The following is a 20612-nucleotide window of genomic DNA, read 5'->3' as shown; positions in this document are numbered from 1 at the left end:
TTTCATGTATTCTCAAAGTAGAGAAACAGTTTTGCATTAGATAAAAAATATTCTTGAATGGAGATATCTTATGCCTACACCAAGCATGGAAGATTATATAGAACAAATCTACAACCTCATGGAATCTAAAGGGTATGCCCGTGTATCCTCAATTGCTGAAGCTTTAGAGGTACATCCATCTTCGGTAACAAAAATGGTCCAAAAGCTGGATAAAGATAACTATTTAGATTATGAAAAATACAGAGGTTTCGTCCTTACTGCTAAGGGTAAGAAAATTGGGGAACGTTTAGTTTTCAGACATGAATTACTTGAAGAATTTCTTGGTATCATTGGCGTGGAAGAAGAAAATATTTATGAGGATGTAGAAGGCATCGAGCATCATCTGAGCTGGAATTCAATAGACCGAATTGGAGATCTAGTGAACTATTTTAAAACAGATAATAGTAGAGTTGAAGAATTAAAAAAAATAGCTGAAGACAATAAAAAAGAGTGATATGATACCATACAACGATAATTGTATGGTTTTTCAATTATTAGTTCTAATCGAGCAACAATCAGCCTACATATATAGTAGATTAATTTTTTTGTGTTCATATAAAAGCATAATTTTTTTAAAGGAAACCGGCTAAGTGCATCGAATACTTTCGCCGTGAGAGCTTGTCGAAGGACTTAGTTTTCTAACATTTCTTTACGTTGAAAGACAAAAACTGCATTGGGAGCGAACCTATGAAAATTGACGCTGTGTTTTCGGGTGGGGGAGTTAAAGCATTTGCTTATGTTGGTGTGCTTGCAAGCTTAAAAGAACAAAATCTGAAATTGGAACGTGTAGCCGGAACATCTGCAGGAGCAATTGTAGCGTCTTTTATTGCTGCTGGGTTTGAGGTGGAAGAAATTGAGGGATTAATCAGCCAGCTTGATTTGGAGCAACTAGTTGATCCCCCCGTTCTAACGAAATTACTCCCATTCACCAAGTGGTTATTCCTCTATCACATGCTCGGCATAAATAAAGGGGATAAACTGGAACGATGGCTTGAAACTGCCCTGGCAAGTAAAAACATCCATACCTTTCATGATATTAAATCTGGGTATCTGAAAGTAGTTGTCAGTGATCTTTCTTTAGGTAAGCTGATTATCATACCAGATGATCTTGAAAGAGTTTATGGTATCCAACCAGATCTTTTTCCGGTTGCCAAAGCAGTTAGGATGAGTGCTGGATTTCCTTTCTTTTTCATGCCTAAACAGATGCCCGGCAAGTATAAAAAAAAGAGTATCATGGTTGATGGGGGATTATTAAGTAATTTTCCGTTGTGGATTTTTGATAATAATAGAAGTGGAAAAACAAAACAAAGACCGCTACTTGGAATAAAATTAACCGATGTGGCCAAAGAAGGAATCGGGCCAAGAGATATTAAAAATGCATTAGACATGTTTCAGGCGCTGTTTTCTACTATGAAACAGGCACATGACTCCAGATATATATCCAAAAACGAGAAACAAAATATACTATTTGTCCCAGTCCAAAACACTGGTGCTGTTAATTTCCATATATCAGAAAAAACAAGAGAAAATCTAATTCAGGAAGGAAAAGAATCTGCATCTGATTTCTTAAAAAAATGGAGTAGATAGAAAAAGGACTATATTGATATTGTTATAAATAAAAAGGAAAAGACCCTACTTCTTAAAAAGAAGCCCGGTCTTTTCCTTTTTGTTTATTACCTTCAATGACTCTTAAATGGGATGCACGTTTACTTCGCTTTTTCTTTTCTGGAATTACTGTCTTCGTGGAGGTTGCTGATTGTTTTGGTTGCTTATATTTTGTCTTTGATTGTTTAACTGCCTGTTTGTATTTTTTCATTTCGTTCATATTTGAAGGACCTCTTTTTCGCAGAACAAAAAAGTGAATTAAACCAAATATTCCTGCACCGACGGCCACCATTAGAAGAATACTGATCAAGAAGTTTACTGTATTGCCAAAAAGCTGCGAAATCAAGCCGATACCTGCGAAACCAATTATTAAATAAATAATAATGGAAAATTTACCGCGTCCCATAAGATTCCTCCTTTTCAAATTCTCTAATCGTTTTTATGCCTATACTTATGGTATACCACTAAACAGGACTTTTATATCTGAATTCCACAATAAAACCTATCTATCTAAAATTGTTTCCAGTGATTACATATATTATTCAATGCAAATGAATATTTTCTCATTTTCGAAGAGCAATTATCAATCTTAGGGATATTATATTTCTATTCTACTAAATTATTCAATCGTGAACTACTATTTTCACTTGATTGAACAGATAGTTGTAATTTGTTTTTAAGTGTTTGGTCATAATATGGAATGGAGGTGCATTTAGATGAAGACAGAAAAGAAAAAATCTAATCAAGGTAAGACTGAAGAACAGTTATCTATTTTTTCACGGGCATTAGTGACTGGTTTTATTGGAGGGATTTTATGGAGTAGCATCGGTAGCTTAATGTATTATTTTAACTTCAGTGAAGTGGCTCCAAAGTCGTTCCTCTTAAAATCATGGCTGGATGCATCATGGACTGACAGATGGCTTGGTGTTATTATAGCAATCCTATTGGCTGGTGTTATATCCATGGTCGCAGCTTTGATCTATTATAGCTTATTCAGGAAAATTAACTCCATGTGGATGGGTTTATTGTATGGTGTGATTTTATGGGTAATTATTTTTTATCTTACGCAACCCATTTTCACTAATATACCACAACTTATTGATTTAACATACAACACAATCATATCTACCCTATGTTTATTTATACTTTATGGTACGTTTATTGGCTATTCCATATCTTATGATTATCATGATATGAAAATGAGGGATTTGAAAAAGGCAAAAGAAGCCTAATTGATTGCTATTAAATGAATAAAATATTCAAGCTTGTTCATTTATGATACACTTAAACACAGAAAATAACAGAAGTAGCAACTATTGGTAAGGAGAGGACAAGTGGGGATATGGATAAACTTAAAAAGTTAAGAAACACGTTAGAATTAAATCAAATGGATGCAATTCTGATTACTAGTCCAATTAACAGAAGATATGTTACTGGCTTTACAGGGTCAGCTGGAGTAGCTTTAATTTCCGATAAAGATGCTACATTCATTACCGATTTTAGGTATACTGAACAAGCTGCCGAGCAAGCAAAGAATTTTTCTGTTATCGAGCATAAACAATCGATTGAAGCAGAGATAGCTCATCAACTTAAAGAATTGGGTATTAAACGCCTCGGATTTGAAAAAGATTATGTGACCTATTCCCAGTATGAAAATTACAAGATAAGTTTCGATGTTGAATTGGTGCCTGTTAGTGGAATCGTAGAAGAAATTCGATTAATTAAAACAAATGACGAACTAGGCATTATGAAGAAGGCAGCAAAAATAGCTGATGATGCGTTTGTTCATATCCAGTCGTTCATTAAGCCAGGTGTAAAAGAAATTGAAGTTTCCAATGAACTGGAATTTTTCATGCGCAGGCAGGGAGCAACATCTTCCAGTTTTGATACGATTGTTGCTTCAGGAATCCGCTCCGCATTTCCACATGGTGTGGCATCCGAAAAGGAAATTCAACGTGGTGAACTGGTAACATTGGATTTCGGTGCACTTTATCAGGGATACTGTTCGGATATTACAAGAACAGTCGCTGTTGGAGAAATTCCGCATGAATTGAGAGAAATTTATGATATAGTATTAGAGGCAAATCTTCTTGGAGTGAACGGAATAAAGCCTGGGTTAACAGGTAAAGAAGCAGATGCACTGACAAGAGACTATATTAAGGCAAAAGGTTTCGGGGAAAATTTCGGGCATTCCACAGGACATGGATTAGGTCTGGAAGTACATGAAGGACCGGGATTATCCTATCGTTCAGATAAGATTCTTGAAAAAGGAATGGTCGTTACAGTTGAACCTGGCATCTATGTTAATGGTCTGGGTGGTTGCAGAATTGAAGATGATATTGTCATTACAGATAACGGTAATGAACGATTAACCTTTGCTCCAAAAGAATTGATACAACTTTAATTTTCAGATAAGGGAGGAATTAACATGATCTCAGTTAACGATTTTAAAACGGGATTGACCATTGAAGTGGATAACGATATTTGGCAAGTACTGGAATTCCAACATGTAAAACCTGGGAAAGGTGCGGCTTTTGTTCGTTCGAAACTTCGTAATTTGCGTAATGGTAACATTCAGGAAAAAACTTTCCGTGGTGGCGAAAAAGTAGGCAAAGCACATATCGAAAATAATAAAATGCAATATTTGTATGCTTCAGGTGATGCACATGCATTTATGGATACAAACACATACGAACAAATCGAACTTCAAACAAGCCAGATTGAAGAGCAATTGAAATTTATGAAAGAAAACATGGAAGTCCATGTGATCAGCTATGGTGGTGAGATTCTTGGTGTTGATCTTCCAACTAACGTTGAATTAGAAGTAGTGGAAACGGAACCTGGTATTAAAGGGGATACTGCTAGTGGTGGATCAAAACCGGCAACCCTCGTAACAGGCCATACAGTACAAGTACCATTCTTTATTAATCAGGGTGATGTACTAGTTATCAATACATCTGATGGAAAATATGTATCCAGAGCCTAATCGAATACTTCTCTAGAAGCAGTCCTAATCGTAGGGCTGCTCTTTTTGATTAAAAACATTTTTGCTGACTTTGAGACTACAGTTACTCGCCCCGCCGATAAGATTTGGGACTCCGCACTACTCGACAATCGAAAAGATTTGTTGCGCTCTTCCCTTCGCAATTTCTATAAAGTGCGAACTAAGATAAGCAACTTCGGCGACCGCTCTGGAAAATATACTTCGCGCATCCTAAGGCGGCTGGTGAGCCCCTTCATGCTGTCACATTTCAGGGTCTCACCTATGCCTCTCTTCCCGTAGGAGTCTCCGTATATTTCCCAGAGCTGGTAAGAAGATTGCTGACAATTACCTGCACTAGCTAAATAGCTAAAATAGTATCCTATAGCCTCACCAGTCCGGGTGAGCGGAGGGCGGTGACTCCTGCGGGAACAGCACGTGTCCTCAGCCCCGAAGAGTGGTTTTCTCTTCGGGGCTGAGGCCGTGCCCTAAGGTCCGCATCCGCCCGGAGCGATCCCGGATAAAAGAACAATTCTTTGGAAAACAGCCAACGGTTAGTTCGCACTTTGTCTCAACTTCGAAACAGATAACAACTATCGAGAACAGCCTTTAAAGATAAATACCCCATATCCACTCATATAAGTGAAAGAACTTCATTTCAATGAGTCATAAATTACCTCTTCCAACATACATTTACTATAAAGCTGGACTAAAAAAGTGAGGGTATCCAAATGAACGAGATTATGCGTTTGTTTCCGAGCGAAATGAGACAGGCCATACGATTAAAAATCGGTGACAGATGGCAATTTTTACAAGAGATTCGTATTCGGTTATACCACCCAGTGGAATTAATATTTGATGATAAGGTGGAATGGCTGCAAACGATTATACCAAAGAATGATGAAGGAATGTATTTAATCAACCAACTTAGTGAGTTTTCTTTATATCGAATGCAAGACGAACTAAGAGAGGGTTATATAACGGTTGAAGGTGGACATAGAGTTGGTATTGCGGGAAAAGTGATTACTTCCGATAGTAAAGTTAAAGCAATCCAAAATATCACATTCTTTAATATCCGGATAGCAAAAGAAAAAATTGGCTCTGCATCATTGATTCTCCCACATGTGTTCCATCAAAAATACTTGAATACACTGATTATAGGCCCTCCGCAAACAGGGAAAACGACTCTGATAAGGGATTTAACCCGACTGATTGCTAGTGGAACAAGAAATATAGCCGCAAAAAAAGTTGGTGTAGTTGATGAACGGTCAGAGATTGGAGCATCATTAAAAGGCGTTCCCCAACATAATCTAGGAATACGCACTGACGTATTAGATGCTTGTCCAAAAGCAGAAGGTATGATGATGCTAATTAGGTCTATGTCACCAGAAGTTATGGTGGTGGATGAGATTGGTAGTCGGGAAGACATTAGTGCATTGATGGAAGCTGTTAATACAGGTGTCACGGTGATATGTACCATTCACGGTCGGGATATGATGGAGTTGAAAAAACGTCCATCACTAAAACCAGTCTTTGAACAACAAATATTCGATCGTTTTATCGTCCTTGACAAACAAGGAAAGCCTGGTCAAGTTGGGAAGATTTTTGATCAAAATGAAAATCAACTGTTACAGAAAATGGGGTGTGTGACAGATGAAGTGGATTGGAGCACTACTTTTAATAAGCACAGCCACCATGATCGGCTTTGACTGGAGTAATCGTCTGACAAAACGTCCTAAACAAATTCGGCAATTGAAAAGTGCACTCCTCATCTTGGAAGCTGAAATTGTTTACAGTCAAGCACCCCTATCAGATGCATTTGTTTCCGTGTCCAAAAAAATACCGAATCCAATCAAGTCCTTTTTTTCCGCATTAGGCATGGAGATGCAAGAAGAGCAATTTGATTTTTTCAGCCTTTGGGAACGGAAGGTGGATGAATTGGTGAAGGATTCCAACATGAACGATAGTGAAAAGGAAATTTTGATGCAATTTGGCAGAACATTGGGACAACATGATATTTATCAACAGCAAAAGCATATCCAACTGACGAACGTACACTTGGACAGAGAGCTGGAAGAGGCGTTGGATAATTATCAAAAATATGGAAAAGTGGCAAAAAGCCTAGGTGTATTAAGTGGGATATTTATTGTATTGCTTCTTATCTAAGTTTTTTAAAACAAGTTAAATTATTAGAGTATAGCAATGGAAATGGGCAAGTGAAAGGAGCATATTCATGTTTACCGATGCATCCGTTCTTTTCCAGATTGCTGGAATAGGAATAATAGTAGCATTGATTCATACGATCCTGAAGCAAATGGGAAAGGAGGAAATTGCTCAATTTGCTACATTAATTGGTTTTGTTATTGTGCTTGTCATCGTAGTAAATGGACTTTCAGATCTTTTTCAGCAGATTAAATCAGTATTTCTGTTCTAGGAGCTAACGTATATGGATATCCTGCAGATTGCTATATTAGGTGTACTAGCAAGTATTTTATATATTATTTTAAAAGAAATTAACAAGTCATTTGCCTTTACCCTGATTCTAGTTACTGGGATTATTATATTTCTTGCCATCATCAATCAAATAAGTATTATTTTTGAAATGATACAGACACTGGGTCAAAAGGCGAATATTAAAGGACTCTATATGGAAACAATTCTTAAAATCATTGGAATTTCATATATTGCGGAATTAGGTGCAAACCTAACAAAGGATGCTGGACTTAGTTCTGTTGCCAAGTATATTGAGCTTGCGGGGAAAATTTTTATACTCTTGTTGGCCGTTCCAATCATTACTTCTGTGATAGAAGCTATCATAAGTTTCTTACCATCTGTATAGAGAGTCAGAAGCAATCAAGTCTGAAGGGAGTAAGCGGGGTGAATGAGATCAACTAAGCATGCTATCATATTTTTTCTTACGATTATATTTATTATAAGTGGACAACCTATCATCTTTGCCTCTACTGCCAACGATGAACAAGATATTGAAGATGCCATCCTCCAGGAAATATCACTTGATGGTGTACAAGCATATTGGGATCAGCTTGTCACAGATTACGGAGGATTTCTACCTGATTTAGAAAAATCAAGTATATATGAATATGTAAAAAACCAAGAGTCTTTTTCTATAAAAAATACAGCGATTGCATTTTTGGAATATTTGTTTCATGAACTTATCTTAAATGGCAAGCTTCTTGGTTCACTATTGATGCTGACTTTATTTTCAGTTGTTCTTCAAACGATGCACACTGCATTTGAACATAATGCAGTGAGTAAAATTGCCTATTTTGTTATCTATCTTGTACTAATATTTCTCGCACTTAATAGCTTTTATTTGGCGGTTTCTTATACACAGGATGCGATAAATGCAATGAAAGGATTTATGATTGCACTGCTTCCGCTTGTTCTCGGTATGATGGCGACTTTTGGTAATGTGGTTTCTGTTTCATTTTTTCACCCAATTATTATCTTTCTGATCAATTTCAGTGGGATTCTTGTCTCGTCTTTTATTTTACCTTTATTATTTTTATCTGCCTTACTTCTGATTGTCAGCAGTATCAATGATAATTATAAAGTTACCCATCTGGCAAATATGTTTAAGTCGATAGGATTAGGAACGCTTGGCATTTTTTTGACTATTTTTCTCGGTGTAATTTCCGTCCAGGGTGCGGCAGCAGCTGTTCAAGATGGTATTGCAATGAAAACAGCAAAATTTATTACGGGTAACTTTATACCTGTAGTTGGGAGGACGTTCACAGATGCTGCAGATACAATTCTAAGTGCTTCCTTGATTCTTAAAAATGCTGTTGGTATGGCAGGATTATTTATTATTTTGTTAATCGTTATTTTTCCAGCCATAAAAATTGCTGCAATTGCCTTCATTTATAAGCTGGCTGCTGCTATTCTGCAGCCAATCGGTGGCGGACCTGTTATTTCAACATTGAACACAATAAGTACTTACATTTTGTATGTACTTGCTTGTCTGCTCGTTGTTTCATTAATGTTCTTATTGGCCATTGTCATTATTATTGCCGCCAGTAATATAACAATCCTGCTGAAATAGGGTGAGTTCGAGTGGAAATCATTATCCAATGGGTAACACAAATTATATTATTTATTATTATTGCTTCCATCGTTGACTTGCTAGTACCTGCAGACACCATGAAGAAATATGTCAAATTAGTTGTAGGGCTGATTTTGATTTTAATTCTTTTAGAACCCATTTTCCATGTATTTAATACAGATATTGAAAAGTCAATTGAAACGTCGATTAACGAGTTGCAACAGGAATTAAAATCGGATGAAGAATTAGAAAATCAGATTGAATTTCAAAAAAAAGAAATACAGAGCGGTCAACATGCATATATTTTAGAACAAATGGCTGTCCAACTGAAAGCTCTAGCAGGGGATCCCTTGAAGGAAGAATATCAGGTCGAGATAACAACGATGGATTTTATCTTTAATGATACTGAGAATATTTCATTCGAGGAGCTAACAGAAGTCATTGTTTATATAGATGAAGCACAAAACGGGGAAGGAGCGGTGAATAAGGTTGAAGATGTAGTCATTAACTCAAAGCGTCATCAAGAGAATCCAGTGGAGGATGTCTCAGAAATTGAAACTTTATTAATGGAAGTATGGGAGCTGACAGATAAGAAAGTATCTATTTATTGGGAGGGAGGGGCGTCTTGAAGAAAAAATTAGATTATTTCTTTCGACCAAAAAAAGAGGATGGTGAAAAGCCACCATCAAAAAAGTTTGGATATCTACTTATACTGGGACTGACTGGAGTTTTTCTCATCATTATCAGCAATATCTTTTCATCAGAAGAGGAACCAGACAAAATCATGCAGTCTCAAAATGAAGTTCAACAGTCATTACCGGCTGACAACAATTCAGCAGAACCATCTGCTTCTGATATAAATGAGCTGGAAAACAGCTTGGGGCAAGAACTTTCACAGATGCTTAATAAAATACAAGGGGTATCCGAAACGGAGGTAATGGTAAATCTTGATGCAACAAGTGCAAAAGTTTATGAAAAAAACCTAATCAAGGGCAAGCAAACTACAGACGAAAATGATACAAATGGGGGAACAAGGAAAATTGAAGATCATACCGAAGAAAATCAAGTAGTCCTTGTCCGAAAAGGAGACCAGGAAGTTCCGCTATTGGTTCAAACCAAACAACCAGAAATTAGAGGAGTATTTGTCGTTGCAAATGGGGTGGATCATCCCGCACTTAAAAATCAGGTAATTGAAGCTGTTTCACGAGTTCTTGATGCTCCAACACATAAAATTTCTGTAATGCCAAAAAATTAAGGAGGAATAAAAATGTTAAAAAAACAAACCGTGTGGCTATTGACAATGTTGAGTCTGATGATAGTTCTAAGTGTTTATTATATCATTTCGCCAAACAGTGAAGATCTGGCGTTCATTGACGATGGACAAGTAGATACAGAAGAAACTACTACTACAGGTGAACAGGAATCAACTGATGCCGAAGTAAATGATATTTCAAACCTGGGAAAGGATGAATTATTTACAACGATAAGAATGGAGATACAAGATGATAGAAGCATGAAAAAAGATCGGTTAACAGATATTGTAGCTTCAGCCTCCACAGACACAGGGGAAAAGGAACAAGCTATAGAAGATATTGATTTATTGGATGAACTATCAACAAAAGAATCTATTCTTGAAGAACAGATCATTGGGGCAACAGAATACCAAGATGTGCTGGTCAGATCGGATGGCGAAAAAGTTCATGTCCATGTAAAAGCAGATCAACTTTCCAATACAGAAGTAGCGAATATTATGCAAATGGTTCGAGATGAATTTGGAGAAATTACCGCGGAAGTAAACTATCAGCCAACTGGTAAGTGACAGTAGCAGTTTAATATAAAAAGGTCTCTATAATATACGAATAAACCCAGACGTAGCTACGTCTGGGTTTATTCGTCCCTTCGTTACTATTCGCAATCCTGCAGTAATACTGATATAATTGACTTGAAATTAATACTTAGAAGACAAATATGAATAAGCAGACTTGAAGTGCTATATTGTTTTATCGTAATATATTAAGAGGAGTTATTAGTACCTAATAATAATTTCAATAAGAAAGTTATATTCATATAAAATTTTTAAATTCAAGAGGGGTGCCGGAAATGTTAAAAGTTCAGGAAATTAGAGAAATCATTAAACTTATTGATCAATCAAGTATATCTGAGTTTACGTACGAAACAAATGGTACAAGTGTTTCACTGAAAAAGGGCGGCAATCAGGGAAAGTTCCAAAAAGCAACTACAGAAATAGAGGTTGAACAACTGGTTAAACAAGAAGAAAAAAAACCAGTACAAACACACCCTGAAAAGACTCAATCAGATGCAAAATTAAATAATGAAGAGAAAACCAGCAGTGTTAACTATGATTTTGAAATAGTTTCCCCGATGGTAGGTACATTCTATACTGCATCCTCCCCTGAAAAAGGTCCATTTGTTTTTGTAGGGAGTTCTGTTGAAGCAGATACGGTAGTATGTATTGTAGAAGCAATGAAGTTATTTAATGAAATAGAAGCAGAAACATCTGGTGAAATCGTAGAAATCATGGTAGAAAATGGTGAGCTTGTAGAATATGGCCAACCATTATTCCGAGTAAAGAAAAAGTAAGGGGATGGAGCAAGTGATTAAAAAGCTTTTAATAGCTAACAGGGGTGAGATTGCAGTTCGTATTATACGAGCTTGCAAGGAGATGGATATTGAAACTGTAGCTGTTTATTCAGAAGCAGATAGAGAATCCTTACATGTTAAGTTGGCGGATGAAGCATATTGTATTGGGCCAAAACTAAGTAAAGACAGCTATTTGAACTTCACAAATATAATTAGTGTTGCTACTTTGACAGGAGTCAATGCCATCCATCCAGGTTATGGGTTTTTGGCTGAAAATGCCGACTTTGCGGAAATATGCAAAGCATGTAATATTACTTTTGTTGGTCCAACCCCTGAAGCAATACAAAAAATGGGAATAAAAGATGTCGCTAGAGAAACTATGAAGAAAGCAAACGTACCAATTGTTCCTGGATCTGACGGAATTATAGAAAATGAAGATCAGGCGATTGAAGTTGCGCGAGTGATAGGATACCCGGTTATTATAAAAGCTACTGCAGGCGGTGGAGGAAAAGGGATTCGTGTTGCAAGGTCTGAAGAGGAGCTAATTAAAGGGATCCAAGTAACACAAAAAGAAGCAGAGACAGCGTTTGGCAATCCTGGAGTTTATATTGAAAAATTCATTGAAGACTTCAGACATGTGGAAATTCAAGTTCTAGCTGACCAATTTGGTAATACAATCCATCTTGGTGAGAGAGATTGTACAATACAAAGAAGGTTACAGAAACTTATCGAAGAAACCCCATCACCAGCCCTAACACCTGATATACGCGAAAAAATGGGTGTGGCATCGGTTAACGCGGCCAAGGCTGTGAATTATGTAGGTGCAGGCACAATCGAGTACATCTTTGACAGAAATAGCAAGGAATTTTATTTCATGGAAATGAATACTCGTATCCAAGTGGAACATCCAGTAACTGAGATGGTTACTGGCGTTGATTTAATCAAAGAACAAATCCGAATTGCAAATGGTGAGCAACTATCTTTTGAACAGAAAGATATAGAATTTAATGGATGGGCAATTGAATGTAGAATTAATGCAGAAAATCCATTTAAGAACTTTATGCCCTCTGCTGGAGAGGTTACTATGTACTTGCCACCTGGTGGTCTTGGTGTCAGGGTTGATTCTGCAGCATATTCAGGCTATAAAATACCTCCCTATTACGATTCGATGATTGCTAAATTGATTACGTATGCTCCGACAAGGGAAGAAGCAATAAAGAGAATGAAACGTGCACTTGGTGAGTTTGTTGTTGAAGGCGTCCATACGACCATACCGTTCCATCATTTAATTATGGAACACGAAGTATTTTTAGATGGTGACTTTAATACAAATTTCTTAGAAGAAAATCCAATTCTCGAAAAAGAAATGTAAACCAACGTTAAAAGGAGTGATATCATGAGTGAACAACCTTTATTAGAAGTAAGTGATAACACTGCTTTAGGAAAAGTGGAAATTGCTCCTGAAGTTATCGAAGTTATTGCTGGGATTTCCGCTACAGAAGTAGATGGCCTTTATGCAATGCGGGGTAACTTTGCTTCCGATGTAGCAGAGCGTTTTGGTAAAAAGGCACATAGTAAAGGTGTAAAAGTTGAACTTACGGATGAAGGGGTTACTATTGATATATACGTCATTCTAAAGTTTGGTGTATCCATTCCACAGATTGCCCAGGAGCTCCAAACCAATATTAGACAGACATTGGAAACGATGACAGCTATTAAATTGCTAGAAATAAATGTCCATGTAGTCGGAATACACTTGGAGGGTAAAGACTACGCTGAGGCAGAAGAGTAAAAACAATGATGTTGCACAGACCGGATTTCCCCATGGTCTGTGCTTTATTCTTTTCATTCTCCAGGTGGATAGTTTCTAGCAATGCCATGTCAATCATGTTATTATTTGTAAGAGCAAACTATGGTTATTAAAGGAGTTTAAAAATAATGAACCGACATACAGCAAGAGAAAAGGCATTTCAAATACTTTTTCAACTGGACATAAATGACAATGAACCACAGCAGGCAATCGAAGCATTTCTGGAATCGGAGGAAAACGATGATTTTTTAAAGATGCTGGTAGAGGGTGTTACTGAGCATAAAGAAAAGATTGATTCAGTTATATCGGATAATCTTAAAAACTGGACAATAAATCGCATTGCTTCTGTTGAGAAAACAATTTTAAGAATTGCTACATTTGAACTTTATTATGTCGAAGAAATACCTAAAAATGTATCCATCAATGAAGCAGTGGAACTAGGTAATACATATGGCGATGACAAGTCTGGGAAATTTATCAACGGGGTATTATCAAACATATTACATAAAGGGGATGCTTAATTATGACAGCACAACTAATCAACGGAAAAGAATTATCTGCGGAGCTAAAACAGGAAATGAAAGTAGAAGTAGAGGAATTAAAGAAAAAAGGCTTGACACCACACTTAACAGTCGTATTGGTTGGTGATAATCCTGCATCGAAATCTTATGTTAAAGGAAAAGAAAAAGCAGCTGAGATAACGGGTATCTCTTCCTCGCTAATTGAATTACCATCGGCAACAAGTGAAGCTGAATTGCTTCAACTTATTAACGAATTAAATGAAGACAATTCTGTTCATGGTATATTGGTTCAACTTCCACTACCCGACCAAATCAGGGAACAACAGGTTATTGAAGCAATTCATCCGGATAAAGATGTCGATGGTTTTCATCCAAGCAATATCGGGAAAATGATGACTGGAGAAGATACTTTTTTACCATGCACGCCTTATGGAATCATAACGATGCTGAAATCAAAAAATATTGACATAGAAGGTAAGCACGCAGTTGTAATTGGTCGAAGTAATATTGTCGGAAAACCTGTAGGACAACTTCTCCTGAACGAAAATGCGACTGTAACGTATTGTCATTCAAAAACAAAAAACATGAAAGAAATAGCTGCAAATGCGGACATTTTAATAGCAGCAATCGGAAAAGAAAATGCGATTACTGCTGATTATGTGAAAAATGGTGCCGTTGTTATTGATGTAGGAATTAACAGGAAAGCCGATGGTAAACTTACTGGGGATGTCGATTTTGAAAATGTTAAAGAAAAAGCATCCTATATTACACCAGTTCCAAGAGGTGTCGGACCGATGACAATAACGATGCTTCTAAAAAATACGATTAAAGCTGCCAAAGGACTGTCAGGAATTGAATGAAAAGTACTTAACGGTTACAGCACTGACAAGGTATATAAAACGGAAGCTGGATACCGATCCACATCTTAGAACGATATGGCTGCGAGGCGAGATTTCTAATTTCAAGCATCATAGCCGTGGACACATGTACATGACAATTAAAGATGATCAGGCAAAAATTCAAGCTGTAATGTTTGCAGGGAATAATCGATCCATGAAATTCAGGCCTGAGAATGGCATGAATGTGCTAATTAAGGGTGAAATTAGTGTATATGAAGCATATGGACAATATCAGCTTTATATTCAACAAATGGAGCCCGATGGTATTGGTGCACTTTATTTGGCCTTCGAACAGTTAAAAGAAAAATTACATAAAGAAGGCATATTTGACGATATTCATAAAAAACAAATACCAGTATTTCCGGAACATATCGGGGTAATCACTTCTCCTACTGGTGCTGCAGTAAGAGATATCATTACAACGATTAAACGAAGATATCCCATCGTCTCCATAACTGTTATTCCCGTACTTGTCCAAGGTCCACAAGCCACTACGTCCATTCAAGAAGCAATTGAGATGGCAAACCATAAAGGGGATTTTGATACACTTATTGTCGGTCGTGGTGGGGGATCCATTGAGGAGTTATGGAGTTTTAACGAGGAAATAGTAGCAAGAGCCATTTTTAATTCAAAAATACCGATAATTTCTGCCGTGGGACATGAAACAGACATTACAATCAGTGACTTTGCTGCAGATTTGCGTGCACCCACTCCAACAGGGGCTGCAGAGCTTGCGGTACCATCTCGAATGGAATTGTTGGACGGAATTACCGTCCTTAGAAAAACACTTACGAGGGATATCAATCGTGAAATCAACAATCACCAACAATATTTTGCACGTTTATTGCAATCTTATGCATTCCGATATCCTGAACAATTACTTAAACAAAAAGAGCAAGAATTGGACAACTATCTGGAACAGCTGCATCGTAGCTTTTCACAAAACTATAAAGAAACTGAAACAGCTTTTACACACTTATTCAAAAGGCTTGCTTCACAGCACCCTGCCAAGCAGCTAGAACAGGCAAATATAAATTTAAACAAGATGATGAAACAACAGAATCATTCCATGGCACAAATAATAGAGAAAAAATCCGTCAAATTAGCGAACAACATCGATAAATTAACATTAGTAAATCCGCTGGAAATCATGAAACGCGGTTTTGCTCTACCTTTTACGTCTGAAGGAAAAATTATAAAATCCGTCAAAAAGGTAAAACAAAAAGAAATGATAACCGTTAATTTGAGTGATGGAAATCTAAATTGTGAGGTCTTATCGATTGAGGAGGAGCAACCAAATGAAAAATGAAGACATATCCTTTGAGGAAGCAATGGAAAAATTGGAAACCATCGTATCCAAGCTTGAAGAGGGTGATGTGCCTTTGGAAAAAGCGATCAACTATTACCAGGATGGTATGGAACTTTCAAAAATCTGTGGGGATAAGCTAAAAAATGTCCAAGAAAAAATGACAAAAATTATGAATGAGCAAGGTGAATTAGAAGCCTTTGATGTACAGGGGGAAGAATGAACGTGAAAGCAAATCTTTTGGACTATATTGATAACTATAAAAAAAAGATTGAAAAAGAGTATCAGCGCTATCTGCAAAACTTGGATATTCCAGTTCAATTAAAGGAGTCCATGCTTTATTCATTGGAAGCAGGGGGCAAAAGGCTTCGTCCGGTCCTATTGCTTGCAAGCTATGAAGTATATGATCATGACATTCAAAAAGTACTTTCATCGGCGATCGCACTGGAAATGATTCATACATATTCACTCATACATGATGATTTACCTGCAATGGATGATGACGATTATCGCCGAGGTAAATTAACGAATCATAAAGTATATAATGAAGCTACAGCAATACTTGCAGGTGATGCTTTATTGACATACAGCTTTGAGATAATTGCTAACGATCCATTACTGAACGACAAGGAGAAAGTAACTATTATAAACAGGCTTTCCACTTGTAGTGGACCAAAAGGAATGGTTGGTGGACAGATTCTTGATATGGAAGCAGAAGATAAACCTGTTTCATTGGAAGCAATGGAACAAATCCATACATTAAAAACGGGTGAGCTTTTGAAATTTGCTATCTATACTGGGGCATATTTGGGTAAAGCAACAGATATGCAGTTAAAACATCTAACGGAGTTTGCATACTATCTAGGTCTCATATTTCAAGTGCAAGACGACATTTTAGATGTAACTGGTGAACAGGAAAAGATAGGTAAACCGGTTGGCAGCGATGAGCTGAATAGAAAGAGCACCTATCCGAAACTATTAGGTTTAGAGGGAGCTATCAATCGAAAAGAATTATATGTAGAGAAAGCAAAACTTGCGTTGTTACATGCGGATGCACAAGCATCAAATTTAATGGGTTTAACGGATTATTTCAGTAATAGGGATCACTAAAATTCAGGAAAATAAAGCTACCACTAAGTTTTATTGGCAAAAGCCTTCCTTGTCTTTCCCGTCAATGTAAAAAAGTTCTTAGAAAAGGATACTTCAGATGAGTAAAAAAAGACTTGATGAACTATTAGTCGAAAAGGACCTAGTCGAAAATGTGGATAAAGCAAAGCGTGTCATTATGGCAGGCTTAGTTTTTTCTGAACAAATGAGACTTGATAAACCGGGCATGAAAATAGATGAAGACACTCTATTATCTGTCAAAACAAAAGAAATTCCCTATGTTGGGCGTGGGGGATTAAAGCTTGAAAAAGCATTAACATACTTTGCTATTCCTACAATCAATCGAACCTTTATCGATGTAGGTTCTTCAACAGGTGGTTTTACCGATTGTGCCCTTCAAAATGGAGTCCGTTTAAGCTATGCAATCGATGTTGGTTATAATCAACTGGATTGGAAATTGAGAAACGATGACAGGGTAATCGTTATGGAACGAACGAATTTCCGTCATGTTACACCAGATATGTTAAAAATGGGTGTTCCCGATCTAGCATCAATTGACGTTTCCTTTATTTCATTAAAACTAATTTTACCGGTACTAAAAGAACTTTTATCACAGGACAGTGATATCATTGCTTTAATTAAGCCACAATTTGAGGCCAAGAAAGAACAGGTAGGTAATAAGGGTATTGTCAGGGACAAAAAGGTCCATATAGACGTTTTAAAACGAGTTGTTATGCTTGCCGAGAAGGAAGGGTATTCTTTAATGAATCTCACGTATTCCCCAATAACAGGAGGAGAAGGGAATATTGAATTCCTCGCACATTTCGGATGGATGAAAGAAGATGTATCTAATGAATCAATACAAATAGACATTGAGGAAACCGTGGAAGAGGCCCACCGATTATTGAATAAGTAATTAGCAAAGGCGCTTAGATATTTTTTATTTTTTTGTATTGTTATCCACAAAGTTGAGATAGAGTGCGAACTAAATAAGAAACTTCGGCGACGCTCACGGAAATATACTTCGCTTTCCGCGGGCGGCTTGAGCCCCTTCATGCTGACGCATTTCAGGGTCTCACCTATGCCTCTCTTCCCGCAGGAGTCTTCTTATATTTCCCTGAGCTGGTTTGATGGTTACTGACAATTACTTGTACTACTTGCTAATAAATGAAATAGCATGCGTACACTTCACCAGTCCGGCATCGCTGTGGGCGGTGACTCCTGCGGGAAAAGCACTTACTTATAGCAGTAGTTACTTCCCCGTTTTATAGATTTTGTGCATAAACAACAATTATTCGGTGGGACGAGACCACAGTCCCACTTTCTAAAAAATAGCCTAAGCGAGATAAAAGATGGTTGCAAAGGGCTTAATGAACATAAGGAGGTGCCGTGTTGAGTAAAATTCAGCGCCATATTAAAATTCGCGAACTAATAACTGAAAATATTATTGAAACACAGGATGAGCTTGTCTATCATTTAAAATCGCTTGGATACAATGTAACACAGGCAACAGTTTCTAGAGACATCAAAGAGCTTCAGCTTGTTAAAGTTCCTACAGTAGCAGGACAGTATAAATATAGCCTGCCTGCAGATCAACGTTTCAATCCTCTTGAAAAACTAAAACGTTTAATTGTCGATGCCTTTGTGAAAATTGAACATGCAAGTCATTTTATTATATTAAAAACGCTCCCCGGAAATGCTCAAGCACTCGGAGCTCTCATTGATAATCTTGATTGGACGGAAATTATGGGAACCATTTGTGGCGATGATACTTGCTTAATTATTTGCCGAACACCGGAACATGCTGAAGAAATCCAAAATCGATTTATCGGCATGCTATAAAAGAAGCTTAAAAAGCTCGGTAAAAAGACATATCGAATTTTAAAAGTTTGGGGTGATAAATAACTGTGCTTACAGAATTATCTATTCGTGATTTTGCTATTATTGATGAGACAGCGATTACATTTAATGAAGGACTGACGGTTTTAACAGGAGAAACCGGTGCAGGAAAATCAATTATCATCGACGCCATTCAATTATTGGCAGGCGGCAGGGGATCTGCGGAATACGTCAGACATAAAGCTAAAAAGGCTGAGATTGAGGGCTTGTTTAGTATTGATTATAAAAACCATCCAATCTATACAACAGGGAAACAATATGGAATAGAAATACAGGATGAACAAGTTGTACTCGAGCGGACCATTACTGCTTCAGGCAAAAGCATATGCAGAGTTAACAGTAAGCTCGTGACGCTTGCAATCTTGAGGGAGTTTGGAAAAACATTAATTGATATCCACAGTCAGCATGAGACACAATCATTAATGAATAGTGATAACCATTTAGACTTTCTGGATATGTATGAACCGAAAAAAATCTCCAAGGCAAAAGAGGAATATACAAAGCTGTATAGTAAGTTGGAAAGTTTAAGAAAACGGTATCAGAAATTAAATGATAATGAGCAAGAAATGGCTCATCGTATTGATTTACTCGAATTCCAAATGAATGAACTTATCCAGGCAAATTTATCTCCAAATGAAGATGAGTTACTTGAGGATGAAAGAAAATCACTTGCAAATTTCGAGCGTATTCATACAGCTCTACATGATGCTTATAATGCGTTATACGGTGAACAAAAAGGGCTCGAATGGCTAAACCAAGCTCAACTCGCGTTACAGAATAATAGTAATTATGATCCATTTATAGCCGAAAAGGCAGAAAATATGTCCAATCACTATTTTATTCTTGAAGAATTAACATATGATTTAAGAAATCAGATGGACAATCTGCAGTTTAATCCAGAACGTTTAAATGAAATTGAATCCAGACTAAATGAAATAAATCGGTTAAAGAAGAAATATGGAAGTACAGTTAATGAAATTTTGGAGTACATGGCAAGAATAGAGGAAGAAATGGAACAAATTACAAATAAGGACTCCCATTTGTCACTATTACAAGAGCAAATGGAAGAAATTGAAAAAGACGCATTATTGGAAGCGGCACATCTACATGATATTAGAAAAAAAGCAGCCGATTCATTAACGAAGGAAATATATAAAGAATTAAAAGGACTTTATTTAGAGAAAGCTGCATTTTCAATTGCATTTGATGAGGATAAATCAGAAGCAATCCCAAAACTTCATAAAAATGGCTTTGATCATATTCGATTTTTAATCTCTACGAATACTGGTGAGCCATTGAAAGAACTAACAAAGGTTGCATCTGGTGGGGAACTATCAAGAATTATGCTCGCCTTGAAAAAAATATTTTCAAAACATCAAGGCGTGACGAGTGTTATATTTGATGAAGTCGATACAGGGGTGAGTGGAAGGGTTGCGCAGTCGATAGCCGAAAAGATTTATCAAATTTCAAAGGATTCTCAAGTATTATGTATTACACATCTTCCTCAAGTCGCCGCAATGGCAGATACACATAAATTCATTGAAAAAAACGAAAAAAATAAGCGAACTTCTACAAATGTAAAAGAACTGACAGAAAACGAACAAGTTGATGAATTGAGCAGAATGATTACAGGAACGAAGCTGACAGAAACGGCGAAAATACATGCAAAAGAAATGCTCGAACTTGCATCCGCATTTAAATCAAATAAATAAGGATAAAATTCTCAAAAAACCGGAAAATATAGTAACCGGTTTTTTTGTTTTCCTTTTTTAACATTATTAG

25 protein-coding genes are annotated in these 20612 nt (G+C 36.8%); 24 read left to right on the top strand and 1 reads right to left on the bottom strand.

Features of this window, described 5'->3' with window-relative positions; translation table 11 throughout:
- Positions 1-70 precede the first annotated feature (70 nt).
- Complete coding sequence (mntR, locus tag BV906_RS01250) at positions 71-493, top strand: transcriptional regulator MntR (protein WP_087971658.1); 423 nt, start codon at positions 71-73, stop codon at positions 491-493.
- 233 nt (positions 494-726) lie between these two features.
- Positions 727-1626: a patatin-like phospholipase family protein gene (locus BV906_RS01245; RefSeq protein WP_087971657.1), complete on the top strand. Its 900-nt coding sequence runs from the start codon at positions 727-729 to the stop codon at positions 1624-1626.
- A 52-nt stretch (positions 1627-1678) separates the two neighbouring features.
- On the opposite strand, the gene BV906_RS01240 is transcribed toward BV906_RS01245, so the two are convergent.
- A complete protein-coding gene (locus BV906_RS01240; protein ID WP_087971656.1) occupies positions 1679-2050 on the bottom strand; it encodes an SA1362 family protein in 372 nt (123 codons plus the stop codon).
- A 310-nt stretch (positions 2051-2360) separates the two neighbouring features.
- Here BV906_RS01240 and BV906_RS01235 point away from each other — a divergent pair, with 310 nt between their 5' ends.
- The 22 genes from BV906_RS01235 (at position 2361) to recN (ending at position 20542) form a co-directional block, all read left to right on the top strand.
- The gene (locus BV906_RS01235) at positions 2361-2876 is read left to right on the top strand and encodes a YqhR family membrane protein (protein ID WP_087971655.1); all 516 of its coding nucleotides are present in this window, start codon (positions 2361-2363) and stop codon (positions 2874-2876) included.
- A gap of 110 nt (positions 2877-2986) precedes the next feature.
- Positions 2987-4048 carry a M24 family metallopeptidase gene (locus BV906_RS01230; RefSeq protein WP_087971654.1) on the top strand — a complete coding sequence of 354 codons (1062 nt, stop codon included), beginning with the start codon at positions 2987-2989 and terminating at the stop codon, positions 4046-4048.
- Between the two features lie 24 nt (positions 4049-4072).
- Positions 4073-4630 carry an elongation factor P gene (gene efp, locus BV906_RS01225; protein ID WP_087971653.1) on the top strand — a complete coding sequence of 186 codons (558 nt, stop codon included), beginning with the start codon at positions 4073-4075 and terminating at the stop codon, positions 4628-4630.
- A gap of 725 nt (positions 4631-5355) precedes the next feature.
- On the top strand, positions 5356-6333 hold the full coding sequence (spoIIIAA, locus tag BV906_RS01220; RefSeq protein WP_087971652.1) for a stage III sporulation protein AA: 978 nt from the start codon (positions 5356-5358) through the stop codon (positions 6331-6333).
- Positions 6278-6790, top strand: coding sequence for a stage III sporulation protein SpoIIIAB (gene spoIIIAB / locus BV906_RS01215; protein WP_087971651.1), 513 nt, complete (start codon positions 6278-6280; stop codon positions 6788-6790). The genes spoIIIAA and spoIIIAB overlap by 56 nt, the downstream gene beginning before the upstream one ends.
- Before the next feature lie 67 nt (positions 6791-6857).
- Positions 6858-7058, top strand: coding sequence for a stage III sporulation protein AC (gene spoIIIAC, locus BV906_RS01210; RefSeq protein ID WP_087971650.1), 201 nt, complete (start codon positions 6858-6860; stop codon positions 7056-7058).
- 12 nt (positions 7059-7070) lie between these two features.
- The gene (gene spoIIIAD / locus BV906_RS01205) at positions 7071-7463 is read left to right on the top strand and encodes a stage III sporulation protein AD (protein WP_087971649.1); all 393 of its coding nucleotides are present in this window, start codon (positions 7071-7073) and stop codon (positions 7461-7463) included.
- Between the two features lie 42 nt (positions 7464-7505).
- Positions 7506-8687: a stage III sporulation protein AE gene (gene spoIIIAE, locus BV906_RS01200; protein WP_087971648.1), complete on the top strand. Its 1182-nt coding sequence runs from the start codon at positions 7506-7508 to the stop codon at positions 8685-8687.
- 11 nt (positions 8688-8698) lie between these two features.
- Positions 8699-9316 (top strand): stage III sporulation protein AF, encoded by a 618-nt coding sequence (gene spoIIIAF, locus BV906_RS01195; protein WP_087971647.1) that lies wholly within the window; start codon positions 8699-8701, stop codon positions 9314-9316.
- A complete protein-coding gene (spoIIIAG, locus tag BV906_RS01190) occupies positions 9313-9942 on the top strand; it encodes a stage III sporulation protein AG (protein ID WP_087971646.1) in 630 nt (209 codons plus the stop codon). Before spoIIIAF ends, spoIIIAG begins: the two co-directional genes overlap by 4 nt.
- Positions 9943-9954: 12 nt before the next feature.
- Positions 9955-10506 carry a SpoIIIAH-like family protein gene (locus BV906_RS01185; protein WP_087971645.1) on the top strand — a complete coding sequence of 184 codons (552 nt, stop codon included), beginning with the start codon at positions 9955-9957 and terminating at the stop codon, positions 10504-10506.
- Positions 10507-10787: 281 nt separating this feature from the next.
- On the top strand, positions 10788-11288 hold the full coding sequence (accB, locus tag BV906_RS01180; RefSeq protein WP_087971644.1) for an acetyl-CoA carboxylase biotin carboxyl carrier protein: 501 nt from the start codon (positions 10788-10790) through the stop codon (positions 11286-11288).
- 13 nt (positions 11289-11301) lie between these two features.
- Entirely contained in the window at positions 11302-12660 is a 1359-nt protein-coding gene (gene accC / locus BV906_RS01175; protein ID WP_087971643.1) for an acetyl-CoA carboxylase biotin carboxylase subunit, read from the top strand.
- Between the two features lie 24 nt (positions 12661-12684).
- Complete coding sequence (locus BV906_RS01170; protein WP_087971642.1) at positions 12685-13080, top strand: Asp23/Gls24 family envelope stress response protein; 396 nt, start codon at positions 12685-12687, stop codon at positions 13078-13080.
- Positions 13081-13226: 146 nt separating this feature from the next.
- Complete coding sequence (gene nusB / locus BV906_RS01165) at positions 13227-13619, top strand: transcription antitermination factor NusB (protein WP_087971641.1); 393 nt, start codon at positions 13227-13229, stop codon at positions 13617-13619.
- A gap of 2 nt (positions 13620-13621) precedes the next feature.
- The gene (folD, locus tag BV906_RS01160) at positions 13622-14479 is read left to right on the top strand and encodes a bifunctional methylenetetrahydrofolate dehydrogenase/methenyltetrahydrofolate cyclohydrolase FolD (RefSeq protein WP_087971640.1); all 858 of its coding nucleotides are present in this window, start codon (positions 13622-13624) and stop codon (positions 14477-14479) included.
- A complete protein-coding gene (gene xseA, locus BV906_RS01155) occupies positions 14472-15827 on the top strand; it encodes an exodeoxyribonuclease VII large subunit (RefSeq protein ID WP_087971639.1) in 1356 nt (451 codons plus the stop codon). Before folD ends, xseA begins: the two co-directional genes overlap by 8 nt.
- Positions 15817-16047 carry an exodeoxyribonuclease VII small subunit gene (locus BV906_RS01150; protein ID WP_087971638.1) on the top strand — a complete coding sequence of 77 codons (231 nt, stop codon included), beginning with the start codon at positions 15817-15819 and terminating at the stop codon, positions 16045-16047. Before xseA ends, BV906_RS01150 begins: the two co-directional genes overlap by 11 nt.
- A 2-nt stretch (positions 16048-16049) precedes the next feature.
- Positions 16050-16934, top strand: a complete 885-nt coding sequence (locus BV906_RS01145; protein ID WP_087972149.1) for a polyprenyl synthetase family protein — start codon at positions 16050-16052, stop codon at positions 16932-16934.
- A 97-nt stretch (positions 16935-17031) separates the two neighbouring features.
- Entirely contained in the window at positions 17032-17847 is an 816-nt protein-coding gene (locus tag BV906_RS01140) for a TlyA family RNA methyltransferase (RefSeq protein WP_087971637.1), read from the top strand.
- Positions 17848-18323: 476 nt separating this feature from the next.
- Positions 18324-18773 (top strand): transcriptional regulator AhrC/ArgR, encoded by a 450-nt coding sequence (gene ahrC / locus BV906_RS01135; RefSeq protein ID WP_087971636.1) that lies wholly within the window; start codon positions 18324-18326, stop codon positions 18771-18773.
- A gap of 65 nt (positions 18774-18838) precedes the next feature.
- The gene (gene recN, locus BV906_RS01130; protein WP_087971635.1) at positions 18839-20542 is read left to right on the top strand and encodes a DNA repair protein RecN; all 1704 of its coding nucleotides are present in this window, start codon (positions 18839-18841) and stop codon (positions 20540-20542) included.
- Positions 20543-20612 lie beyond the last annotated feature (70 nt).

The organism is Oceanobacillus rekensis (assembly GCF_002153375.1).
Classification (GTDB): domain Bacteria; phylum Bacillota; class Bacilli; order Bacillales; family Amphibacillaceae; genus Oceanobacillus; species Oceanobacillus rekensis.
The sequence above is the reverse complement of the archived record's forward strand: the minus strand, read 5'-3'. Positions and strand labels throughout refer to the sequence as shown.

Excerpts from the sequence above, each read along its gene's own strand:
- mntR (WP_087971658.1), top strand. The coding sequence starts at position 71 with ATGCCTACACCAAGCATGGAAGATTATATAGAACAAATCTACAACCTC.
- BV906_RS01245 (WP_087971657.1), top strand. The coding sequence starts at position 727 with ATGAAAATTGACGCTGTGTTTTCGGGTGGGGGAGTTAAAGCATTTGCT.
- BV906_RS01240 (WP_087971656.1), bottom strand. The coding sequence starts at position 2,050 with ATGGGACGCGGTAAATTTTCCATTATTATTTATTTAATAATTGGTTTC.
- BV906_RS01235 (WP_087971655.1), top strand. The coding sequence starts at position 2,361 with ATGAAGACAGAAAAGAAAAAATCTAATCAAGGTAAGACTGAAGAACAG.
- BV906_RS01230 (WP_087971654.1), top strand. The coding sequence starts at position 2,987 with ATGGATAAACTTAAAAAGTTAAGAAACACGTTAGAATTAAATCAAATG.
- efp (WP_087971653.1), top strand. The coding sequence starts at position 4,073 with ATGATCTCAGTTAACGATTTTAAAACGGGATTGACCATTGAAGTGGAT.
- spoIIIAA (WP_087971652.1), top strand. The coding sequence starts at position 5,356 with ATGAACGAGATTATGCGTTTGTTTCCGAGCGAAATGAGACAGGCCATA.
- spoIIIAB (WP_087971651.1), top strand. The coding sequence starts at position 6,278 with ATGAAGTGGATTGGAGCACTACTTTTAATAAGCACAGCCACCATGATC.
- spoIIIAC (WP_087971650.1), top strand. The coding sequence starts at position 6,858 with ATGTTTACCGATGCATCCGTTCTTTTCCAGATTGCTGGAATAGGAATA.
- spoIIIAD (WP_087971649.1), top strand. The coding sequence starts at position 7,071 with ATGGATATCCTGCAGATTGCTATATTAGGTGTACTAGCAAGTATTTTA.
- spoIIIAE (WP_087971648.1), top strand. The coding sequence starts at position 7,506 with ATGAGATCAACTAAGCATGCTATCATATTTTTTCTTACGATTATATTT.
- BV906_RS01185 (WP_087971645.1), top strand. The coding sequence starts at position 9,955 with ATGTTAAAAAAACAAACCGTGTGGCTATTGACAATGTTGAGTCTGATG.
- accB (WP_087971644.1), top strand. The coding sequence starts at position 10,788 with ATGTTAAAAGTTCAGGAAATTAGAGAAATCATTAAACTTATTGATCAA.
- BV906_RS01170 (WP_087971642.1), top strand. The coding sequence starts at position 12,685 with ATGAGTGAACAACCTTTATTAGAAGTAAGTGATAACACTGCTTTAGGA.
- nusB (WP_087971641.1), top strand. The coding sequence starts at position 13,227 with ATGAACCGACATACAGCAAGAGAAAAGGCATTTCAAATACTTTTTCAA.
- folD (WP_087971640.1), top strand. The coding sequence starts at position 13,622 with ATGACAGCACAACTAATCAACGGAAAAGAATTATCTGCGGAGCTAAAA.
- BV906_RS01150 (WP_087971638.1), top strand. The coding sequence starts at position 15,817 with ATGAAAAATGAAGACATATCCTTTGAGGAAGCAATGGAAAAATTGGAA.
- BV906_RS01140 (WP_087971637.1), top strand. The coding sequence starts at position 17,032 with ATGAGTAAAAAAAGACTTGATGAACTATTAGTCGAAAAGGACCTAGTC.